The sequence below is a fragment of the Burkholderia lata genome (assembly GCF_902499335.1).
In the GTDB taxonomy this organism is placed as follows: Bacteria; Pseudomonadota; Gammaproteobacteria; order Burkholderiales; family Burkholderiaceae; genus Burkholderia; species Burkholderia lata_B.
The window spans coordinates 336,565-357,023 of record NZ_CABVQK010000006.1 but is presented as its reverse complement, the minus strand read 5'-3'; the positions used below and the strand labels follow the sequence as shown (position 1 = coordinate 357,023).

At 60.8% G+C, this 20,459-nt stretch carries 27 protein-coding genes; 20 read left to right on the top strand and 7 right to left on the bottom strand.

Going from position 1 to position 20,459, the window contains the following annotated elements; translation table 11 throughout:
* Nucleotides 1-1,080 precede the first annotated feature (1,080 nt).
* Nucleotides 1,081-1,245, bottom strand: coding sequence for a hypothetical protein (locus tag BCO18175_RS17350; RefSeq protein ID WP_174982742.1), 165 nt, complete (start codon nucleotides 1,243-1,245; stop codon nucleotides 1,081-1,083).
* Nucleotides 1,246-1,577: 332 nt separating this feature from the next.
* Here BCO18175_RS17350 and BCO18175_RS17345 point away from each other — a divergent pair, with 332 nt between their 5' ends.
* Genes BCO18175_RS17345 through BCO18175_RS17335 form a run of 3 tightly spaced genes read left to right on the top strand, consistent with a single transcriptional unit; the run spans nucleotide 1,578 to nucleotide 3,820 of the window.
* The gene (locus BCO18175_RS17345) at nucleotides 1,578-2,183 is read left to right on the top strand and encodes a hypothetical protein (RefSeq protein WP_174982740.1); all 606 of its coding nucleotides are present in this window, start codon (nucleotides 1,578-1,580) and stop codon (nucleotides 2,181-2,183) included.
* An 8-nt stretch (nucleotides 2,184-2,191) separates the two neighbouring features.
* Entirely contained in the window at nucleotides 2,192-3,013 is an 822-nt protein-coding gene (locus BCO18175_RS17340; RefSeq protein ID WP_174982738.1) for a DUF2491 family protein, read from the top strand.
* Nucleotides 3,014-3,067: 54 nt separating this feature from the next.
* Complete coding sequence (locus BCO18175_RS17335) at nucleotides 3,068-3,820, top strand: hypothetical protein (RefSeq protein WP_174982736.1); 753 nt, start codon at nucleotides 3,068-3,070, stop codon at nucleotides 3,818-3,820.
* Between the two features lie 120 nt (nucleotides 3,821-3,940).
* Here BCO18175_RS17335 and BCO18175_RS17330 read toward each other — a convergent pair whose 3' ends face one another.
* Nucleotides 3,941-4,279, bottom strand: a complete 339-nt coding sequence (locus tag BCO18175_RS17330) for a DUF3693 domain-containing protein (protein WP_174982734.1) — start codon at nucleotides 4,277-4,279, stop codon at nucleotides 3,941-3,943.
* Between the two features lie 388 nt (nucleotides 4,280-4,667).
* Here BCO18175_RS17330 and BCO18175_RS17325 point away from each other — a divergent pair, with 388 nt between their 5' ends.
* The 10 genes from BCO18175_RS17325 to BCO18175_RS17280 all read left to right on the top strand — a co-directional run bounded on the left by BCO18175_RS17325 (nucleotide 4,668) and on the right by BCO18175_RS17280 (nucleotide 10,855).
* Nucleotides 4,668-5,096, top strand: coding sequence for a hypothetical protein (locus tag BCO18175_RS17325; RefSeq protein WP_174982731.1), 429 nt, complete (start codon nucleotides 4,668-4,670; stop codon nucleotides 5,094-5,096).
* Nucleotides 5,093-5,653 carry a hypothetical protein gene (locus BCO18175_RS17320; RefSeq protein WP_174982729.1) on the top strand — a complete coding sequence of 187 codons (561 nt, stop codon included), beginning with the start codon at nucleotides 5,093-5,095 and terminating at the stop codon, nucleotides 5,651-5,653. The genes BCO18175_RS17325 and BCO18175_RS17320 overlap by 4 nt, the downstream gene beginning before the upstream one ends.
* 264 nt (nucleotides 5,654-5,917) lie before the next feature.
* The gene (locus BCO18175_RS17315) at nucleotides 5,918-6,148 is read left to right on the top strand and encodes a hypothetical protein (protein WP_174982727.1); all 231 of its coding nucleotides are present in this window, start codon (nucleotides 5,918-5,920) and stop codon (nucleotides 6,146-6,148) included.
* The gene (locus BCO18175_RS17310) at nucleotides 6,145-7,068 is read left to right on the top strand and encodes a DNA adenine methylase (protein ID WP_254608114.1); all 924 of its coding nucleotides are present in this window, start codon (nucleotides 6,145-6,147) and stop codon (nucleotides 7,066-7,068) included. The genes BCO18175_RS17315 and BCO18175_RS17310 overlap by 4 nt, the downstream gene beginning before the upstream one ends.
* Before the next feature lie 28 nt (nucleotides 7,069-7,096).
* Nucleotides 7,097-7,285, top strand: a complete 189-nt coding sequence (locus BCO18175_RS17305; RefSeq protein WP_254608113.1) for a hypothetical protein — start codon at nucleotides 7,097-7,099, stop codon at nucleotides 7,283-7,285.
* Nucleotides 7,286-7,301: 16 nt separating this feature from the next.
* Entirely contained in the window at nucleotides 7,302-7,445 is a 144-nt protein-coding gene (locus BCO18175_RS17300) for a hypothetical protein (RefSeq protein ID WP_174953147.1), read from the top strand.
* Between the two features lie 29 nt (nucleotides 7,446-7,474).
* Nucleotides 7,475-9,379, top strand: coding sequence for a replication endonuclease (locus BCO18175_RS17295; RefSeq protein ID WP_174982723.1), 1,905 nt, complete (start codon nucleotides 7,475-7,477; stop codon nucleotides 9,377-9,379).
* Complete coding sequence (locus tag BCO18175_RS17290; RefSeq protein ID WP_254599199.1) at nucleotides 9,376-9,654, top strand: ogr/Delta-like zinc finger family protein; 279 nt, start codon at nucleotides 9,376-9,378, stop codon at nucleotides 9,652-9,654. The genes BCO18175_RS17295 and BCO18175_RS17290 overlap by 4 nt, the downstream gene beginning before the upstream one ends.
* Before the next feature lies 1 nt (nucleotide 9,655).
* Entirely contained in the window at nucleotides 9,656-9,928 is a 273-nt protein-coding gene (locus BCO18175_RS17285) for an ogr/Delta-like zinc finger family protein (protein ID WP_174982722.1), read from the top strand.
* A 3-nt stretch (nucleotides 9,929-9,931) separates the two neighbouring features.
* Nucleotides 9,932-10,855 (top strand): ParB/RepB/Spo0J family partition protein, encoded by a 924-nt coding sequence (locus tag BCO18175_RS17280; RefSeq protein WP_174982720.1) that lies wholly within the window; start codon nucleotides 9,932-9,934, stop codon nucleotides 10,853-10,855.
* 51 nt (nucleotides 10,856-10,906) lie between these two features.
* On the opposite strand, the gene BCO18175_RS17275 is transcribed toward BCO18175_RS17280, so the two are convergent.
* The 5 genes from BCO18175_RS17275 to BCO18175_RS17255 form a co-directional block, all read right to left on the bottom strand.
* Complete coding sequence (locus tag BCO18175_RS17275; RefSeq protein ID WP_174982718.1) at nucleotides 10,907-11,980, bottom strand: hypothetical protein; 1,074 nt, start codon at nucleotides 11,978-11,980, stop codon at nucleotides 10,907-10,909.
* 111 nt (nucleotides 11,981-12,091) lie between these two features.
* On the bottom strand, nucleotides 12,092-12,451 hold the full coding sequence (locus BCO18175_RS17270; RefSeq protein WP_174982716.1) for a type II toxin-antitoxin system HicB family antitoxin: 360 nt from the start codon (nucleotides 12,449-12,451) through the stop codon (nucleotides 12,092-12,094).
* Nucleotides 12,448-12,702, bottom strand: a complete 255-nt coding sequence (locus BCO18175_RS17265) for a type II toxin-antitoxin system HicA family toxin (RefSeq protein ID WP_015875749.1) — start codon at nucleotides 12,700-12,702, stop codon at nucleotides 12,448-12,450. Before BCO18175_RS17265 ends, BCO18175_RS17270 begins: the two co-directional genes overlap by 4 nt.
* A 421-nt stretch (nucleotides 12,703-13,123) precedes the next feature.
* Nucleotides 13,124-14,161, bottom strand: a complete 1,038-nt coding sequence (locus tag BCO18175_RS17260) for a phage portal protein (protein ID WP_174982714.1) — start codon at nucleotides 14,159-14,161, stop codon at nucleotides 13,124-13,126.
* A complete protein-coding gene (locus BCO18175_RS17255) occupies nucleotides 14,161-15,978 on the bottom strand; it encodes a terminase large subunit domain-containing protein (protein ID WP_174982712.1) in 1,818 nt (605 codons plus the stop codon). Before BCO18175_RS17255 ends, BCO18175_RS17260 begins: the two co-directional genes overlap by 1 nt.
* A gap of 153 nt (nucleotides 15,979-16,131) precedes the next feature.
* Here BCO18175_RS17255 and BCO18175_RS17250 point away from each other — a divergent pair, with 153 nt between their 5' ends.
* From BCO18175_RS17250 to BCO18175_RS17220, 7 genes are all read left to right on the top strand, one after another.
* The gene (locus tag BCO18175_RS17250) at nucleotides 16,132-16,989 is read left to right on the top strand and encodes a GPO family capsid scaffolding protein (RefSeq protein ID WP_174982710.1); all 858 of its coding nucleotides are present in this window, start codon (nucleotides 16,132-16,134) and stop codon (nucleotides 16,987-16,989) included.
* Nucleotides 16,990-17,035: 46 nt separating this feature from the next.
* Entirely contained in the window at nucleotides 17,036-18,088 is a 1,053-nt protein-coding gene (locus tag BCO18175_RS17245; protein WP_174982709.1) for a phage major capsid protein, P2 family, read from the top strand.
* 9 nt (nucleotides 18,089-18,097) lie between these two features.
* Nucleotides 18,098-18,784, top strand: a complete 687-nt coding sequence (gene gpM, locus BCO18175_RS17240) for a phage terminase small subunit (protein WP_174982707.1) — start codon at nucleotides 18,098-18,100, stop codon at nucleotides 18,782-18,784.
* Nucleotides 18,785-18,886: 102 nt separating this feature from the next.
* Nucleotides 18,887-19,387 carry a head completion/stabilization protein gene (locus tag BCO18175_RS17235; protein WP_174982705.1) on the top strand — a complete coding sequence of 167 codons (501 nt, stop codon included), beginning with the start codon at nucleotides 18,887-18,889 and terminating at the stop codon, nucleotides 19,385-19,387.
* Nucleotides 19,387-19,593 (top strand): tail protein X, encoded by a 207-nt coding sequence (locus BCO18175_RS17230; RefSeq protein ID WP_124583514.1) that lies wholly within the window; start codon nucleotides 19,387-19,389, stop codon nucleotides 19,591-19,593. The genes BCO18175_RS17235 and BCO18175_RS17230 overlap by 1 nt, the downstream gene beginning before the upstream one ends.
* Before the next feature lie 7 nt (nucleotides 19,594-19,600).
* Entirely contained in the window at nucleotides 19,601-20,044 is a 444-nt protein-coding gene (locus BCO18175_RS17225) for a hypothetical protein (RefSeq protein ID WP_174982703.1), read from the top strand.
* A 26-nt stretch (nucleotides 20,045-20,070) separates the two neighbouring features.
* Complete coding sequence (locus BCO18175_RS17220) at nucleotides 20,071-20,436, top strand: phage holin family protein (RefSeq protein ID WP_254608110.1); 366 nt, start codon at nucleotides 20,071-20,073, stop codon at nucleotides 20,434-20,436.
* Nucleotides 20,437-20,459 lie beyond the last annotated feature (23 nt).

The following is a 20,459-nucleotide window of genomic DNA, read 5'->3' as shown; positions in this document are numbered from 1 at the left end:
GCCGTGCACCAATGGCTTCCCGATCAGCGACAACTTGCGCATCCCGCAATTGATCTTGTACTTGAGGGGAAACGTCGCTGTAGCGTTGCAGGTCTGTCGTTGTCGTCTCCAAGCAGGTCGACGATAGCTCGACGGTGGCTCTCATATCGCGAGCAGGATGCTTTCGGGCTGCCCTCCCGAACGCTGCAATCGCCCCTGGCACGTTCCAGGTCCGGCATCCCTTAGATATCGTGCAGATTGATCACACGCAGGCGGACATCCTGCTCGTTAACGAGCAGGATGGACAGATTGCCGCGCGCCTGGACGGTCGACACTAATTTCGCGAGACAGATGCCGGTTGGTGGACAGCGCGCGTTGACGTCCGTCGTTTGATGCACATCAACGAGGCACAGCCGTTGCCACGGAAGTTGGATGCACAAATGCATGACCGGCAAGCGCGACCCCAAGTTGTAACGTCGGCACGCCCGATGACCAAGGTTCGTGTCACTCGTTGCGGCACGTCCGGCCACCACAACCCTGCAACGGGGTATGCGCGGGGGCATTTCCAGATCAGGGCCGGCGCCACGGAAAAGGGCGAATGATGGGGCGACGTCGCTCAGTCGATATGGACGGACTGGATGCCGACGTAATCCCAAGGCCACGCTGGCCCCCAACCAAGCGCCACCGAAGACCTCCATCTCCGAATCGTGATTGCCAAGGCACCGGTCGGGCTGGATGCCGCAATGACAATGAGAACGAGTCGTGCACGTCCATTTAGCCAAAGTGAATAAAAATGAAATGATCAAGCAAGCTTTCTTTAAACTTGCTACGATCATGCGCGCGTCGATTGGGGGCAGGTAATTCGGTTCGCGCACTGCACGACACTAGCGCGTGATTCACGCAGAGACGGCGCGAAAATCAGCGCACAAAGCTGGACCGGAACGGTAACCGAGAGGCCGTCCGGCCCGGGCAGACAATATTTGAACAACAAGGACGTCAACAATATGAGGACCACACGCCAGAAGGTCGCTGCGACGTTGGTCGCCGTCGCGCTTGCCACAGGTTCCGCCACGCCGATCGCCTTTGCAAAGAGCTCCGGCTTCAGTTCGAGCCGCTCGTCGTCCAGCTCGAGTTCCAGCGGCTCGTCGTCCGGCTCAAGCTCCAGTCGCTACTCATCCGGTTCGAGTTCCAGCAGTTCGTCATCCAGCTCGGGTTATGGCCGCTCTTACGGTTCGTCGAGCTCGAAAAGTGCCTCCTACGACTCATCGGCTCGTTCGTCGACGAGTCCATCCAGCTCGGGTTCCGGCCGCTCATACAGCTCGTCGAGCTCGAAAGGCTCGTCGTACGACTCATCGGCCCGTTCGTCGACGAGTCCATCCAGCTCGGGTTTCGGCCACTCATACGGCTCGTCGAGCTCGAAAGGCTCGTCTTACGACTCATCCGCTCGGTCGTCGGCAAGTTCATCCAGCTCCGGTTACGGCCGATCATACGGCTCGTCGAGCTCGAACAACGCTTCCGATGACTCATCGGCTCGTTCGTCGGCGAGTCCATCCAGCACATCCTCGAAGTCGGGGTTCAGCAGCTCCGGTTCCAGGAAAGTGATCGCCGCGACCGCGCTCGGCGGCGCACTGTATGCGGCTCAGTCAAGCCGCGATGCGGCTGCAACGCTGAATTCGAACCAGCCGTCGCATGGCAGCGATAGCGCCGGTAGCAGCAGTTCGCTCAGCCACGGCGCGTCCGGAGATACATCGTCATACGGGACGCAAAGCACCGCGTCGACATCCAGCGCACCCGCTCATGGCGCAGCGCCGCCGGTGGCTGGACAGCAATCCAGCAGCAATGACAGGTTCCTGCTGGGCTACTTGCTCGGACGTAGCAGCTCGCCGCGCGAAACCGTCGTGGTCCAGCAACCGATGGCGCGTCCGGTCGACTCGACCTCAGCACCAAGATATCGAAATACATCCGGCGACGATGCCGCGCCGGACGCCGCATCCGACGCCCGGGCGGAAACACTCGCCCAGTCGCCGGCAACGACGGAAAAACAACCGGCAGGGGAAAGCAAGCATCCGATCATGGATGCATTCCTGTTGGGCGGAATGTTCTTTATCTCTGCTTGTCTCGTCGTTGGGATGTTCCAGCGTGCGCGCCGCGCGTGGCTACTCAGAAAGGCGCGCTATGCATCCCACACCAACTATCGCCTCTGAGAACGAACATGGGAATCCTTGAACTCGCTCGCCGCATCGGTGAAAAGCGCCTCGACGACTTCGCGCGAGCGCGCACCGCTCAACCGGAGCGGGTCGACACCGGACTACCGCTCGGCGCATGCATCGGCGGCATGATCAAGCTTGTGCTGGCCGACTTCGCTCTACTGGAGGGCGCGCTCCTCGTCGTGCCGCCGGACGCACAGATGCCGATCGTTGCGGTCAGCCGCCTGCATATCGACGCCGACGCGGATCTGTCGATTTTCCGGATGTACACGAACACGGGACCTGACAGGAACGGGCAGGGCGCGTTCCTGCAGGTCATGACGGGCAGGGATGATCCCCAGGATATTCGGGAAGTCGCCTACTACCAGTTCCTGTACCGCGAATATCCGGTGACGGCCGAGGAGCAGGATGCATTCCTCGGCAACGGCTACGGGCTCGGGCAGGACCGTTACGACATGGATCGCGATGAGCTTGACCAGATCGCCCATCTCGCCAGGAATCCGGCGCGCGTCGATGCGCTGCTCGGCGGCAACGATGCGATCGGGTTCGAGCGTGACGCGCCCGGTGGCGACTACATCAGGCCGTGGACTGCTCGGGAACGTCGTCTGGACGATAGCGTCGGCGAGAAGGGCGTCGAGAAGACGCATTCGTTCATGCAGTACGTGCGGCGCCTGCCGGCCGGCCCGGCGCAGGAAAGCGGCCCGATCGAGCGCCTATGGATCGATTTCGAGCACGTCGAGACGATGGACGGGCATCCGGCGCCGGCCGTCTGGGTCGACTATTTCGCCGGCCTTGCCCTCGATCCGCTGCGCGTCAAGATTTTCTGAGGCGCTAAGCCGCCTCGATCCATCCGCAATACAAGGTTCACCAAGGAGAACACCATGTCTGGCTGGAAACTCGTTTCGTCACTGCTTGCGAAACACGTGGGAACCGTCGGCGATCGTCTGGCGCAACAGATCGCCGCATTCGATCCCGAAACGGCTACGCAAGTCGACCGCGACAACCTGCAGGCGAAACTGCATGAAGTGGCGGTAAAGCTTGCCGAGGCCAAGCAGAAAAGCAACAAGGCGCAAACCGCGGCGGCAGAACTGAAGGCAAGCATCGACGGGGACGTTAAAGCGTCGATCGTGCTGATCGACAAGTTCGAAAAGCAGGAGATCAACGAAGCAACGCTGACGCAGTTCACCGACGATCTCGAGCGCCGCAAGCGGGATCTGCCGCAGCGTGAGGCCGAAGCCGATAGCGCACGGCAACTTGTCGAGACGCTTCAGGAAATCCTGGGGACCGTCGAAACCCAGTTGAACGAATTCGATGCGAAAGCACGTGCCGCAATGGCGGACCTCGCGCAGGCACAGGCTGATCGCGAGCGGGCTCAATTGATGCAACAGCAGCAGGACGAACTGAACCGCTTGCGCGCGAGCACCGGCTCCGCTTCAACCGGACTTGGCGCGTTGCAGGCTGCCGCCACCCAGGCGCGTGTCTCGGCCGACGCCGCGCAGACCGTGGCCTCCATCGGGCAAAAACCGCTCGATCAACAGGCTGCGGTCGAAGAAGCGCGTCGCATCGCTGCGGGTGGCGCTCCCGCGGGCTCGGAATCGGTGATTGATCGCTTGCGCCGAATCTCGCAGTCGTAATCGGGTGGGCCGCGCGCCGGGGACGACGGCGCGCGGCAAACAGAGGCGAATCTGGGCGGTTAACATCACGTCAATTTAATTTGACATAACGTGAAGAAGGGTCGCTAACTTTAGCTGGCGTTACACCTGCGGGACCAAGGCCCTACAAGCGTTAGCGGGTAGCGCCAGCCGGCGAAAACCCTGTAGGCCCTTGGAAAAAACTTCCAGAGCATGCACCCAAATTGCCTTCGTGCGATCGTCGCGCGAGCTTTCGGCGTGCGCAGCGGCGATCACCTCGAACGGATCGACGCCGAGAATTTCCGCGACACGGATCGCCGTTTTCTCATCAAACACGGATTGCTGGTTGCGGTACTTGCTGACCGCGCCACGCGTCACGCCCAGCACTTTCGCTGCGGCATAGTCGGAGGGAAGGTCGAGGCGGGCTTTCACCGCGTCGAGCCAATCGACTGTCGTTTTCATTGACAAACCCCTTGTGAATCAAATCAACCCGGCGTCAAAGGTACTGCGACGCTTCATCAGATGCAACTGTCTCTGTCGCTGAGACGTATCATCTATTGACACGTTTCATTCGATGAGACTATTCTCCATCCCGTCGACCCGGCCCCGGTTTCCAACCCCGCCGGTGACGGACTAGCTATCCGTCTGCCGGGCGACTTCCACGCTGTATCCGTTCAAGGGGTTGAACAAGGGGAAGTCAAATGCACGTTTCGCTGCAACAAACGCTTACACCTTCGGCGCTCTCGCGCCAATCCGTCGCACCGCAATTTCGTGCACTTATGGATGCAATGGTTGCTTTAGTCCAAAAGTGGATTTCGATTCCGGGCGTGCAAACGGCAGGGTGGGCGGCATGAAAACCGTGTCACTTTTTTCGACTGAAAATCGCGTCGCATCCGCGAACGGTCCCGCCATCAGGGCCGATCTCGTCGGCGAATCCGTGATCAAAGAACCATTGGAGCGTATCGAGCCAAAGGTTCATGCCTTCCAAGCGGATGCCTCGGTAAAGCTCTCCGGCGTCGTTGCGAATGCCGATCTGCATCCGGTAGTCGCGCGTGAATTTCGGGACTGTTTTGAGGTTGAGCCCGTCGACAATCTCGGAATCGAACGAGGCGAGTTCGACGTTCGCTACAAGGCGACTTTCCATGCGTTGCTCCATCTGATCAGGGACCGGGAATTATGGAGCATCGCGGCGCGTGCGCCGCGTCGCACATTCGGCTACGCCAAAAAGTACGCGGCGAAAACCGCGCCCACACTCGATCAATCACGGGGCCTCGCATGAAAAACATCGACACCGAACTGCGCGACGAACTGCGGGCTGCGCACGTGATCATCCGCACGGTGCTCACCGTGTTGACGTTCGACCAGAAAATCCAGTGGTCGAACGCGAACGAGTGCGACAACGTGATCGGCGAGGGGATGACTCGCGCCGACGAGCGGAAGGACGCGATTGAACGTGGTGGCATCGACGCGCTGTATCGCGAATTGAAGTGCGCCGATCGGATCATCGCGAATGCTCGCGCGCTGCTGACGCATCACCAGTGCGAACTGTGGGCCGATGCAATCCGCCTTGCCGGTGTCGTGTCGAGGAACGCAACGCGGGACGACGTGCGCGAAAAAGCGCTGCGACGTGCGGCGCAGGAACTATCTGGTTCATGGTTCGGCTTCGATCCGGCTGGCCCGGCCGGAAGTGTCACGATCGTGATGCTTCCGACGGACGCCGTGTCTGCGGAACACGCGGCGTTCTTGCGCGGGCTTGAGCGATTGGGCGCGTTGGTGTTCTCAATGCCGCGCCCGGCAGATCAGCGCGCCGGGGCAGGGGCGATGTGTGCAGCCTGAAACGAACGCCGGGGACCGCGTAACCGCGGTCATCCTCGACGGTAGCAATTCCTTTCGATAGTACGAACATACATAGCGGGGTGATTCAGTGGCTCTTGTCTATAGCATTCCTAATCAGCGCGACGCGGAAACGCTCGCAATTCGCAGGGTGATCCGCGCGAGCAACGCGGAACACATCGCACGTCGCCGCGCGAGCGATGCAGCCGAGCGACAGGCGGCGACGCTTCGCCGCGTCGAGCGAGCATTCACCATCGTGGGGTCCGCATGACGCTCGCAGACCTTCAAGCCGCTGCACCGCGCCAGATCGAGCCCGGCATTGTCGAAACCGGCCCGTTCTATGAGCGCGGTTCGCGCGGCGGGTACTTCACGGCGAACGGCTCGGCGGTCCACTGGTACGAAGAAGGCGGCATTGCCCCCGATTGCTGCATGTCGCGCGATATGGCGTTACTCGTGGCACGTGACTGCCTTCGTCCGATTCTCGCGGAGGCAGCGTGACGCGGGCGGCAACGGGAACAGGCGTCACGGCGCCGCTTCTCAGCTTCATGGGTAGCAAGTTTCGCGTCGCATCGTGGGTGCTGTCGCACCTGCCCGAGCACGATATCTACGTCGAGCCGTTCGGCGGCTCGGCCGCTGTTCTTCTCCAGAAGCCGCGAAGCCGCGTCGAGATTTACAACGATCTGGATGGCGAAATCGTCAACCTTTTCCGTGTGGTGCGCGACGACGCGTCGCGCGCACGCCTGATCGACGCACTCGAACTGACGCCATACGCGCGGACGGAGTTCGACGCCGCATGGTCCGCTACCGACGAACCGATCGAGCGCGCACGACGCCTGTGTGTGCGCGCGCAAATGGGTTTCGGCTCGATGGGTGCGACACGGCCGCTGAATGACCCGATTGGATTCGCTGGCGACGTGTGGTCGGATGGACCGGGGCAGTGGAAGCGGTATCCGGGCAGGCTTGGCCCGATCAGTGCGCGCCTGCGTGGAACCATGATCGAGAACATGCCCGCCGTTGAACTGATAGCGCGATACGACGCGCCGGGCGTGCTGTTCTACGTCGACCCGCCGTATCTGCCGGAAGTGCGCAACAGCGTCTCGCGTGGCATCGGCCGCGACTACCGTTGCGAAATGTCCACGTTTGAGCATGCCGATTTGCTGGCGATGCTCGCGAACCTTAGCGGCATGGCCGTGGTGAGTGGTTACGCGTCGGACATGTACGAGCGGGCGCTTACCGGGTGGGGGCGATTCACGCGCAAGACGCGAGCAAACAGCCAGGCGGGAACCGTGGCGCGCGAAGAGGTGATCTGGATATCACCGTCGGCGTGTGCGGCGGCAGGGATCGAGCCGCGCGAGGTCGAGCGGTTCGACGTGATCGATGACTTGCCGCTGTTCGCGGTCGCGGGCGTTCGGGGCTGACATGGATCAGTCGAGTGCCGATTGCACGATGACGACGCGCGAACTGCTGATCGAGGATCTAGCGGATTTCGGCATCGGTGCGGGCGTGCTCGCTGCTCCCCCCGAACTGACGAGCCCGGCGCGCACTGCGGAATCCGATTTGGCCGAAGCCGCCGCAATGCACGTTCTCCGACCGCTCCTGCGCAACCTGTCAAAGCGACGTTTTCAATTCCGGTAATCAAGAGGACACCCCCATGAAGCAAACGCCCGAGAAAAAGCCGCTCCCGCTGTGGGCGATTTGGCTGCTCACTATCGTGTTCGCGCTCGCATGGTGCGGCACGCATCCCGAAGATGGCACCGAGCCCGCATGGCCCGTTAAATCGACGCAACCCGCCTAACGTTCCTCTCTCGAGTCTCGGCTGTCTCTATGTGGATTTACGCGCGCGACGCTGAAAGCAGCGTCCCGAAACTACCCGAAGCGAACAAGGCAAAGAAACGCCTTCCCGTGAAGTGGATGCGCCGCGCGCTTGAACAGGCGCGTGACGCCGGGCGTGACAGCGCGCGCACGTACCGCCAGCGAACCGGCTTCAACGCCGCGCATATGTTCGATCTGGCAGCAGCGGCGAACACGCTGCGCGACTTTCTGGAAGTCCACGCGCCCGACGGCATGCCGGTATCGCCCGATGCGACCGATCACGAAATCTGCATGAAGGCCCGCCGCATTGCGTCCGACGTGACGATGCGCGCATATGGGCTCGAACTGGCCGATGCGCTCGTCGTCGCGCGCGCTACGTGCGGCGCATACGGAATCGACATGCCGAATTTCGAGCATCCGGCCGATCAGGTCGCGCGCGTGAAGTGTGAACTGTGGTGGCGGCGTCAGTTGCGCAAGATGCACATTCGGGGACTGGAGCACTCGAATATTCGGCTGCACTTCGTCCACCTGAAAGCGGAGCCGTATGCGAGCGATGAGGCCGTGCGGCGTCGCATTGCACAGAATCGGCGCAACGCTCGCACGCTCGAAGCGGTCACGATGGAGAACGAGGACGGCCAGCGCTTCACGCTCGCCGAACTGGCGTCGAAGGGCATTTCGAACAAGGCATTGAAGCGCGGCGAACTGTTCACGCGCCTGCGCGGACTGGAAGAATTGGCCGATGGCGCGTCGTATCGCGGCGTCATGTTCACGCTGACGTGTCCGAGCCGATTCCATGCAGTCCGGCAGACCGGTAGCTGGTTCAAGCCGAACCCGAACTATGCAGGCGTGACGCCGCGCGACGGGCAGGCGTACTTGCGGAAGGTATGGCAACGCATCCGCGCGGAACTGAGCCGAGAGGGTGTGGCGTACTTCGGCATGCGCGTTGCGGAGCCGCATCACGACGGCTCGCCGCATTGGCACGGGCTGGTGTTCTCGAACGATATCAAGCGGTTCTGCGAAATCATGCGCAAGCACGGGCTGCGCGACTCCGGTAACGAACCCGGCGCGCGCGAGCACCGCGTGCGCTTCGAACTGATCGACAAGGCGAAGGGTTCGGCCGTCGGGTACATCGCCAAATACATCTCGAAGAACATCGACGGACATGCGGTCGGCGAGCACAAGACGAACGAGGGCTACGTGGTGCAGTCGGATTTTTGGGACGACGACGAAATCACGCCGTCTGCTCGCGTTGAAACGTGGGCCGCGCTGTGGGGCATCCGACAGTTCCAGCAATTCGGCGGTGCGCCGGTCGGCGTGTGGCGCGAGCTGCGCCGCGTCAAAGAGGACGATCTACCGGCCATCGAAGAATCGGCGTGCATCGTCGCCGCTTGGACGGCCGCGCAGAAGCGCGACGACAAGCCCGCCGATTGGGCGGCGTACTCGCGTGCAATGGGCGGAATCGCGGGCGAGGCCCGCATGGTCTACATCCGACACACGATCGAGCACCGCGAGGGGCGGTATGGCATCGCCCCCGTGCGCGTGCCGCACGGCGTCGAAGCAATCGGCATTGCGAGCATCGTTGACGGGCTTTGCTCGTACACCCGCGAAACGGAAATCTTCGTTCCGTCGACGCGTCACGTGTGGCGAGTGGTTCGGCGCGGCGGCGAAGCCGCCCGCCCTTGGACTGGTGTCAATAACTGTACGCAGCAGCCCAAGCACGTCGAAGCGGCTGAAACGCCGGTCGACGCATGGCTTGAATACGCGGAATCGTTCCGCATTGATCCGCCCGCCGATTCGCGAGGATCGAGCCGCAACACCGCTCACGCGCATGCCGCGCACGACGTATCCGACTGGCTGGCCGACTACGAACAGGCCGCCACGCTGAACACGCAACCTAACCAATCGGGAGCCGTATGAACGCCAGCTATCGCGATCCGCACGACATGACGATCGAGTGTCCCGCGTGCGACGGGCATATCGAGGCGCGTCACTCTGAGCCGATGAGCGACACCATGCGCCGCCTGTACTTCTATTGCCCGGATTGCGGATTTCGTGCGCCTGCGTCGCTCGAAATCCTGTACTCGCTTTCGCCGTCGGCGTCGCCGCGCGATGGGCTCGATCTGCCGATCGTTCGCGCTGATCCGCTTCGCGGCGCGGTGAATTCGCGGACGGCAAAGCGGGCCGGGTTGTGACATGCGGTGGACCATGCCATGCCCGCATTGCAAGGCGCGGGGTATCGCGCGCGTGATGCTGCGCACGTCGGACCTGTGTTGGAACGTGGATTTCCAGTGCGACAACGTGCTGTGCGGTCACACGTACCGAACCGCGCTCACGATGACGCCAGAGGGGCCGGTGCAGCGCACCGAGCGGCGGGCTTCGCTTTCGCTTTTCGATGACTCGCCGGATAGCGGGTCTGTTTCTGATGATGGCGACACATCGTCGCCGGGGTACTTGAAAGGGGATTGAACGATGGATGCAGCAACGAACATGCAGGCCGAAATGGAGTTGGTGCCGGGCAATGTGAAACAGATCATGAAGCAGTTCCGGCAGGGGAGCGCGGATATCTACATGGTGTCGCTCGATGCGATTCGTGTACGGCCGGGCTTCAATGCCCCTCGTCTCGCCGACCCGGACTATCCGGCGGCGGTGCGCGAGTACGCGGATTCGATGAAGGTCAACGGCTTCTTTCGCCACAAGCCTCTCAAGGTGTGCGCTGCTGTGGACGGCTTTCTGTACCTGTCCGATGGCCATACGCGATGGGATGCTGTCCAGCTTGCGAACAGCGAGGGCGCTGGCATCGAAGCGGTGCCGGTCGTCAACGAGGAACGCGGTACGACGGAAGAAGATCGCTTGTTCGGCAAGTATCAGGACAACAACGGCCGCAAGCTGACGCCGCTCGGCGAGGCGATATTGTTCAAAGATATGCTCGGCCGCGGAATCTCCGAAGAAACGATTGCTCGACGCTTGCCGTGTTCGATCACGAAGGTTCGCAACGCGCTCACGCTGCTGTCTGCGCCGACGGCGATCCGCGAAGCGGTGCAGGCTGGCGAGGTGTCGGCCACCGCTGCGCGGAAGCTGGTGAAGGAATCAGGGCCGGGCGCGGTGGGGCAATTACAGGCCGCGAAGGAGATAGCGAAGGCATCGGGAAAGACGAAGGTAACGCCGAAGGCTCTTGAAGCAGTCAGCGGCGCAAAACAACCAGCCAGGCCAACCGATGCGGGTCTGCTGGACTGGCTTGCGGCCCAAGGCAACGTCACGATCAACAAAATGCACGTGGTGGGGGAACAGCCAGTGTTTCGCGTGAGCGTGCTCGATCTACTCGAAAATGCCGTGGTCGGGGAAGGTGCCGACCTGCGAAAGGCGATCCAAGCAGCGGTCACGCACCGTCAATAAGTTTGGGGCAGGGCAAGAGCGTTGGTTCCGCTCTTGCCCGCGCAAGTGAAATTAATCTTTCTTAGATGGAATCGCAGACTGGAGAAGCCGCTCAATTATCGAGGTCAAGTTCTTATTTGAATCACTTTGGATTCTATTCTTTTCAATTTCCACCGTTGTCTGTCCCTTTTTTAGAACATTATTTCGCTCTGTCTTTGAAAATTCGGCTATGACGGAAGTGATGGCATCCTGATTGCCTGACTCTAGTGCGCACATCAACGAAATTCGGCGACTCGAAATGTTTGTAAGCTCGTTGTGGTAGTAGCGCGTTTCGTTAATATTTCCCTTGTACAGATTCAGAAAGAAATAAGAAAAAAGCTCAACAATCAATACCAGTGACAAGCGCGGGAAGTACGCTCGCGCGAAATCCCATGCGGAATCACCATGAAGCGGAACAGACAGAGTTTGCCAAAGAATCGCAACGCCAACACCGGTTAATATGATACCGAATACAAGGTTAAGGTTCGCACGAGTCTGTAAATTTCTGATGGCAGTCTGCAATCTTGTCATCGTGTCAAAATGCTCAGATTGAACCTTTTCGAGGAACCGGATCTTCTTTTTGGCCTCAATATTCTCTGCGGCAAGAGTGTTTAGCGTTGAGTCAACAGCGGACTTGTGAATCTCATCTTTGATTCCTGCGATGATCTCATTCTTGGTCTCATCTGAGACAAAGAACTGCCCCAATTCTTTTTTAACAAAAGCAGGTTGCGCCTTCAGCAGTATTTCAAGATCTTCGACTTTGTCTTTTAACTTGCTGAGACTGGTTGCAGGGCCGCTATCGCGAAGGTAGAAAAGCATCGCCCCGGCTGCGACAACGACACCTATAATCACAAATGGCCATGATGGAATCGCAGTCGAAGGGGTGGATATATTTATCTCGAAAAAGCCCTTCTTGAACGCAGAAAAAATAATGACAGATCCGACAAATATAATCGCAACTGGGTTGAGCAGCGAAATAACCCGCTCGAATCGTTTCAATTTTTCCCGTTGATCCAAGAGTTGTTGGTAGCTTCGTTCGCCGGCATCCTGCTCTGACTTTATCCGCCTCTTTATTTTTCTTTCGATTTCATCAAAATCAGATCCCATATTTATTCCCCGGGTAAATTACTTTATTGATTCGTGCGGTTGATCTAAAATCGCTGCAATTTGTGAAGTGAAACGCGAGGTGTCGCGGTAGCTATTTATCGGCCTACCTGATCAAATATGTGCGGCGCGCTCCAATACCTCGCGAGCCGCGCGCCCCAATACTTCCTCTGACCATTGATTGATGCTTTCGTCCGACAGAGCGGCAGCGATACCGACACGTGCATGCACAGCCGGATCGATCCGTAGCATCAGCTTTCCGGATGCAGGCTTTTGCGGCTCGCGCCCGGCGCGCTTGCAGTCGTCAAGATAGTGATCGACGGCCGCATGAAAGTCTCGTAACAGTTCGTCCACCGTTTCGCCGTGGAAGCTGATCTTGTCGTCCACGCCGAGCACGTGGCCGACGAAAATGTTATCGCGCCCGTCGAAATCGATCCGGGCGAAATATCCCTTGTAAGTCATGGCGTTGTTCATGGCTTGATTCCCATTTCGATAAACCAGTCGCGCAAGTCCTCCACCTGATACCGCTTCGCCTCTTTGCCCGGATGCGGGCGGTGGTGATAGCGGCGCGTGCCGTTCAGTTCGAAGGCGATGCGCGACCCTGCGCCTTCGTGGATTTCGCCGCCGAGTGCGGCGACGAGCGATTCAATATCGGAAAACACGATCCCGCCCAATGTGGGCTTGGTGAAGATCGCGGCGAGGGTGCGGGCGTGTTTCGATTTCATGCCCAAATGATAGCAGAAAATGCTATCATCATGCAATCAAAAAGTGATATCACGTCGAAGAATCGCGACCATGCGTCCGGCAGATTCTCCGGGCTTCTGCGCGGTTCTCGTGCATGTTGTGGTCGCGCGTCGGGCGCGGCAGCGGCAGGCCCGTGGCGGGCTCGATACGGGCTCGGGCGCGCCGTCGCGCGCGGGCGGTAGGTGGGGGCGGATCACACTTCCGCCCCGGAATATCGCAGTCCCCTCCGCGCCTGCGGGCTAAAAAGAAACAGCGATTCCAGACGCAACCCGTGCGACCGGCCGAGCCCCGCACGGGGCGGGGTTCGGCGGTTTTCGGGTGGATTTTCCAGACGCAAACGGTCGCGTAACGCGTGATTCCAGACGCAGCACCGAAAAGTGCCAGATTGGGCACTTCGCGCGGTCAGGCAGCGACCGGCAGCACGTAGTCGTTGAACCGCACGATTTCCTCGCCCGCCCACTCGTTGATTTTCAGGAACTGCTGTTGAAGCGGCACCACTTCGTTCCGGGCGAACACCCGCGCCATCGGTTCGACCGCGCCGAATCCGCCCGTGTTGCTCGGCACGATGCCGATAAGCTGCGGCGGGATGCGGTGCGCCGCAAGCGAGTCGTCGCGTGTCACGTTCTTGATGTCAAAGAACTGGTCCTTCGCGGCGACTTCCGAAATCGGGATCAGTTGGACTGCGCCTTTCTCACCACTGCCGCCTCGTGCCGCTGAATGCAGAAACAGGTTCCGGAAATTGCCGATGCCCTTCGAATCGCGCAGCGCTTTCCGGATCGCGTCCACGTCCTCCGGGTCCATGTTCGGGTCGTTCACGTACAGGATGAACCCGGCATGCGAGCCGTTCGCGTAGTAGCGGCGCCGGAACAGCGTCGCCGACTCGTTCAGCCACGCGGACTGTAGAGAGGCGATGTATTCGGGCATGCCATAGACTTCCTGATTTACGTCGGGCTCCATCAGTTGAAAGATGGAGCCGGTTTCGAACTGGTGGCGGTTCAGCCAACCGTCGATGAACACGAAATTTTGCAGATCCGTTTTGCGCCGCGTGTACTTCGCCGGGGAAGGGCGGTAGCTGCGCACTCCGCCCGCGCGGTTGCGCTCACGTTCAAGGTAGGCATCGCCGAAAACCATAAAATCAAGCGCGAGACGACGAAACGCGTCACGTGAAAACTTCGGGTGCTCGATGAACGTCGACGCGAGCACGTTTCGTTTGAAGTACAGCGCGGACGCATGGTGTGTACCGGCGCGCATCGACTTCGCGAGGGCTTCGCGACTGATGGGCGGTTCGAAATAATCATCGACGGCCCACAGCTCGGCGTAGTCGAGAATATCGCCTCCGTCCATAGCGGAAACGGTGTCGCCGAACGTGAACGATTCGACCGACGATAGCGGTGCGCGCGTGGCGATATCGTGTGCGGTGGGTACGAGGTCGGAAGTCATTAGCAAATCTCCACGGTGCTGCGCGCGCGGCTCGCACCTTCGAGGGGTTCATTGTCGAGCGCGTGAAGGCAGGCCCATGCAAGGTCTGCATGGCCGATTTCTTCGTTACGCGCGGCGGTGTAGGTCATCTTTGCGCCGCTCGGCGTCATCGATCGCCGGATGGATAGGAAAGATTGCGCGAGGTCTGTCATGCCCGCGTCGAATTCCAGGCGCTTTTTCCCGATCACCGACATGCCTTTCAGGACAAGGCGATTTTTCAGTTCGGGCGAGTAATTCAACCCGACAACGCGCGGGAAGAACTGGCGCACAAGCTGATGGACGCCGTGACCAATGCCGGTGGTGTCGATCGCGATATACGCGACGTTGTAGCGCTGCGTCAGTTCGCGAATCTTGTCTGCCTGCGTTTCGAAGTCGATGCCCTTCCAGCGATGGCGCTCGAGAACGCGGAATTTCCCGTTCGGCTCGTCGGGCGGTGCGATGACGACGCACCCGGCCGAGTCACCCGTAAGCGCGGGGTCGTAGCCGATCCAGACCGGGCGGTAGCCGAACGGACGATCAAGCAGCGGCTTCACGTCGGTCCATACGTCCCATGAGTCAACCATGCACGCCTGCACGAGCCGGAACGAGAACACCGAAGCGGTGTCGTCTACGAACTGGCACATGTACAGGTTTTCGAAGTCGGCCGGACTGTTCGAGCGGCGCAAGTCCTCCAAATCGAGTTTCGTGAACCCGGATGCAATCGCATCCTCGGCCGTCACGATCTGCCGCCATTGCCCGTCACCACATGCGAGCCCGCGCGCGAGCGACGTATGCGATACGTCGATTTCAACCCGCTCGTCGTCCGGTCGATCGCGATTGAAGTGCGCGCCGGTCCAGAAGGGATAGCCTTCGTGTGTGGTGGTGGACGGCGTGGAAAAGTGCGTCATCCGCAAATGCGAATGCGTCGCCATCCCCATCGCAACCTTGTTGAGCGTTGCGAAATTGCTGGTCCAGAAATATTCGTCGAAGTACAGATCGCCGTTGTAGCTCTGTGCCGTGCGCGAACTGGTGCCGAGATAGATCAGGCCCGCGCCGTTCGGGAGCCACATCGGATCACCGGTCAGTTCGACCTGCGCTGCATCCCATGCGAATTTCTGGATATACGCGCGGAACACGTGCGCCTGTGCGCGGCTCGCGGACAGAAAAATCTGGTTGTATCCGGTTTCGAGTGCGCGCCCGAACGCTTCGTGCGAGAAATAGAACGTCGCGCCGATCTGTCGGGATTTCAGGATGTTCCGACGGCGCAAATGACGGTTCTCATACCACGTGTGCTGATGCCCGATCAGTGAATCGCGGATCGCGTCGAGGATGCGTTGTTGCTGCTCCGGGGTGATCGCGTTGCGTGTGGTCTTTCGCCCCGATGAGCGCGACGATGCGCGCGGCGTGCTACCGCTCGCGGTGCTCGTCTCAGTCGCGCCGGACTCGATTCGCTCGGCGCGAGCCTGCATGCGCTGTTGCCGCTCCATCTCGCGGCCGAGTAGATCGAGCTCTTTGAAATCGCGCGGTTCCTTCGGGTCTTTCGCAATCAACACACGCATTCGTTGCACGAGCGCGTCGGCCACCTTGTCCGTAGACGTTGCCTTGTCCCACCCCTCGCGCTGCTTCCATGTTTCGACGGTCGAGCGCGGTTCACCGATGTATTCGGCAATCGATCGGATTTTCCATCCGCCCCAAAACAGATCACGTGCGACGCGTCGCGTCGCGAGGCTCGTCACATTCGTTTCGGTCTTGTCATTTGCAGCCGGGAAATCGGCGAAAGGGTTTGCAGGTTTTTCCATGCGTCGAGCGTATGCGCGCGCGCGGGCGAAATCGACCGCATGAATTTGTACCCGGCCGCACGCGCAGCGCACCGCGTTGATAGGGCAACGGCGCACGCGCACGATGACGGAACCGCTTAATCAGCGCACAGGAACCAACAGGGAGAAAACACGATGAAGTTTGTGCGGGTGGCAACGGAGGGCGCGACGACGGACGGTCGCGCCATCACGCGACAGCAGATTCAAGAAATGGCGGACACATACAACCCGGCGACGTATGGCGCGCGCGTGTTTCTCGAACACATTCGCGGCGTCCTTCCGGATGGTCAGTTCCGCGCATATGGCGACGTGCGCGCGGCCGAGGCTCGCACGGTCGAAGAGGGCAAGTTGGCGCTGTTCGCGCAGCTCGATCCGACCGACGACCTGAAGGCAATGACCAAGGCGCGTCAGAAGGTCTACACGAGCATCGAAATCGCGCCGAATTTCGCCGAGTCCGGAAAATCGTATCTGGTCGGCATTGGTGTGACCGACAGTCCGGCGAGCCTCGGAACCGAAATTCTCTCGTTCTCGCAGCAGCATCCCGACCACTTCCGGACGCGCAAGCATGCCCCGGAAAACCTGTTTTCGGTCGGCGTCGAGGTCGACGCGGCGCTGTTCAACGACGAGCCCACTGCGGCCCCAGCCATGACCCCCGCATCGTTTACCACGCTCGTCACATCGAAGCTGGCCGAACTGTTCGGCATCGGCGGCAGTGGTGCCGCACCGGCATCGGCGCAAAGCGCCGGGGCAGCCCCGGCCGCGGATTCGAATGGCGGCGCAATTCCGTCGGATATCGCTTCGCGTCTGTCGTACCACAGCGCATCGCAACTGGTACTGATCGAGGGCATGCGGCGTGAAATCGATGCGCTGAAAACGGAGGGCGCGAAGGATCGCGCCGCGTTCAACGAACTGAGCCAGCGACTCGAACGCGAGCCGAGCGGCACGCAACGGCCGACCGCTACGGGCGGCGAATGGGACGCGACGGACTGCTAATCGCGGTCGGTGCATCTAGGCGAAACATCGATTCATCGGAGAAAACATGCTGGAAAAAACTCAGCGCGCCGTTGAGCGCTACATGGACAACATCGCACGCCTGAACGGCATCAGCGACGTATCGAAGAAATTTTCGGTCGTGCCGAGCGTGCAGCAGAAGGTCGAAAAACGCATTCAGGAATCGGCCGCGCTCCTGAAACTCATCAACGTTCAAGGTGTGACGGCACAGGAGGGTGAAAAGCTCGGTCTGCTGGTCGGCGCACCGATCGCGAGCACGACGGACACCAAGGAAAAGGAACGCGAAACGGTCGATCTGACTGATCTCGATCCGAACCGATATTTCTGTTCGCAGACGAATTTCGACACGCACCTGCGTTACAACAAGCTGGATGCGTGGGCGACGACGCCGAATTTCCAAACGATGGTGCGCGACGCGAACGCGCAGCAGCAGGCGCTCGATCGCATCCGCGTCGGCTTCAACGGTGTTAGCCGGGCCAATACGTCGAACCGTGCGAAGAACCCGAATCTGGAGGACGTAAACAAGGGCTGGCTCCAGAAGTACCGCGAGCAAGCGCCGAGTCGCGTTGTCGCCGAAGGAAAGGCGAAGGGCAAGATCGTGATCGGCGGCACTGGTTCCGACTACGCGAATATCGACGCGCTCGTGTACGAGGCGATCAATTCGCTGATCGAGCCGTGGTATGCGGACAATCCCGACCTCGTGGTTCTGTGTGGCCGGGACACGATGCTGGACAAGTATTTCCCCATCGTGAACCGGGACAATCCGCCGACCGAATCGATTGCCGCAAGTCTCATCATCAGCCAGAAGCGCATGGGCAACGTGAGCGCGATGCAGGTTCCGTTCATGCCGCGCGGCAAGATGCTGGTCACGATGCTGTCGAACCTGTCGATCTACTGGGAAATCAGCGGCCGTCGCCGCGCGATCATCGACAACCCGAAGCGCGATCAGCTCGAATTCTTCGAGTCGAGCAACGAAGCGTATGTGATCGAGGACTTCGGTGCGGGCTGTCTGCTCGAAAACATCGTGTTCGCGGGTGCGCCGGGCGCTGACGTTCCGGCTGCGCCGGGCGCTGGCCAGTAAGGGGCGGGCATGGTGAGGCATACCCCGATCACCCGACACCTGATGCGCGTCGCCGCGTCGGTGGCCGGGAGCGAGCCTGACGAGCCGATCGCGGCGAGCGTGCAGCGCGGCCAAGACAGGGCGTCCGACATGATGCGCGCCAAGCTCGCGACTGATCAGCGACGGTTGAAAGAGACGCAATCCGTCGCGCGCAAGGTCGCGATCAAGCGCGAAATCCTGCCGGACTACGTGCCATACGTCGGCGAAGCGCTGAACCGCGACGCAGGCGGTCAGGACGACGTGCTGGTCACGATCATGCTGTGGCGGCTCGATGCGGGCGACATGGGCGGTGCTTTCGATATCGCACGCTACGCGATCCGCCACGGGCTCACCATGCCTGCGCAGTTCGAACGCACGCTACCCGCTACCGTGGCCGAAGAGTTCGCGGACGCGGCCGACGTGCCGCCGTACATGCTGGCCGAAGTGATCGATCTGACCGAGCCGTTCGATATGGTCGATCAGATTCGGGCGAAGCTGTTCAAGGCGTATGGGCTCGCGACTGCCGCGAACGAACCGGCGGTGGCACTCGCCGCGTTTCGGCGTGCGTTTGACCTGAACGACAGGATCGGCGTCAAGCGCGATATCGCGCGGCTCGAAGCGACGTTGTCAGGCGATGAATCTGCATCCATGCCCGACGGTGAGGGCGTGGATGCGTAACGTGTCCCTCGCGACGTGGCGGCACGCGTGCCGGGCGGTAGGCGGAAAGCCTCACCAAACGGCACGCGTCCACCGCCACACCTACATCGCGGCGGTGCCGACATGAGCGATTTGATTTCCACTGCTCCGGTGCCTGCCGCCAGTGCGCCCGCACCCGACGATCCGTCGGTCACGCCGGTCATTCGGGTGGATAGCTGGTATCCACCGATCGACATGCGCAATGCGCGTGCCGTGCTGCGGCTGGTCGACGGCACGATCACGGACGCCCGGTTACGTGAGGCGCTGATCGAAGGCATCGCACACACGTGCGATGTGCTGGCCGACTGGCGCGCCGAAAGCGAGCGCGCCGGGGCGCTCGATCTGTCGGCAACGTCGCCGCTCGAAATCGACGGGGAGAACGTCCAGATACAGCGCTTCCGGCGCGCCGTGTATGGGTGGGCTCGGGCGCAGTTGGCCGAGCGCTACCGGGATTACGACACGTCGAAAGACGGCGCACGTCGTGCTGACGCGCTCGATTGCGTGCCGGACGACGCCCGGCGTGATGCGTATTGGGCGATGTCCGACATGATGCGGCGCGGTCGCGTCACGGTGGACCTGATCTGATGAAAGCGCACGCACTCCAAAACGAAACAGTCGACGCGCTCTGCTGGCGTGTGCTCGGCCGAACCGATGGCGTCGTGGAGGCGGTATTGGAGGCGAACCCCGGCATCGCCGACGTGGGGCTGTTCCTGCCGATCGGACATGAGGTGGAGATTCCCGACCCGGCCACGGTGTCCGGTACTGCCCCGTTGATTCAAATTTTTGACTGAGGTGGACATGCAAAGGCTCACCAACACCCATGATCGCCGCGCGCTGTCCACGGTGGTGAGAATCGCCTACATGGTGGCGGTACTGGCGACCGCACCGCGCAGCGGCATCACGCAGTATCCGCTTGCGCTGATGATGCTCGGGCACGGCGGACTGCTGGTCTACGCGCCGTTTTACGCGATGCTCGGCGTCGCATCCATGCAAGCGGCGGACGTGCTCACGAATGTGATTCTTCGGGGCCGGTTCGTGTGTATTTGGCTCGCCGACATGCGGCGGGGTTTGTACGTGTACGCGGCGTTCTGTTATCTCGTTCCGCCGTTCGTGCTCGCGCCTGTCCTTGGCGATGCGTGGGGCGCTTACGTGGTGTCCGTCGCTATGGCCGTCGTCTCGTTGGCGATGGCATTTCACGATCTATTCGAAAAACGTCATCGGAGGGCTGTGTGCAAAACCTGATTCGCTACCACTGGCTTTGGATGCTGATGGTATGGCCGCTGTCGGCGTGGGCCGCGTCGATCACGTTCGGCGACGATCTGGCGCACATTCCGGCCGCCGCGTTTGCGGTGTGCCTGCTGCTGTCGTTTATCGGCGGGCTCGCGAGCACGTTGCAGAAGCTGGCCGCTGACGATCCACCGGTTCGCTCGGTTGCGTTGGAAATCGCGAAAGACACGGTTGTGTCGCTGGTCGCCGGGCTGGTCGCGTTTTTCGTGTCGGAATGGCTCGACTTGCAATCCGTGCTGGAGGCGGGCGTTATCACGCTATCCGGCTACGGTGGTTCGCGGGTGCTCGATCGGATGCTCGGCCGGGCGCTGCGCGAGGTTGATCGCGGCGTCGACGCGAGCCGATAGATTTTTCACGACTGGATTCAGGG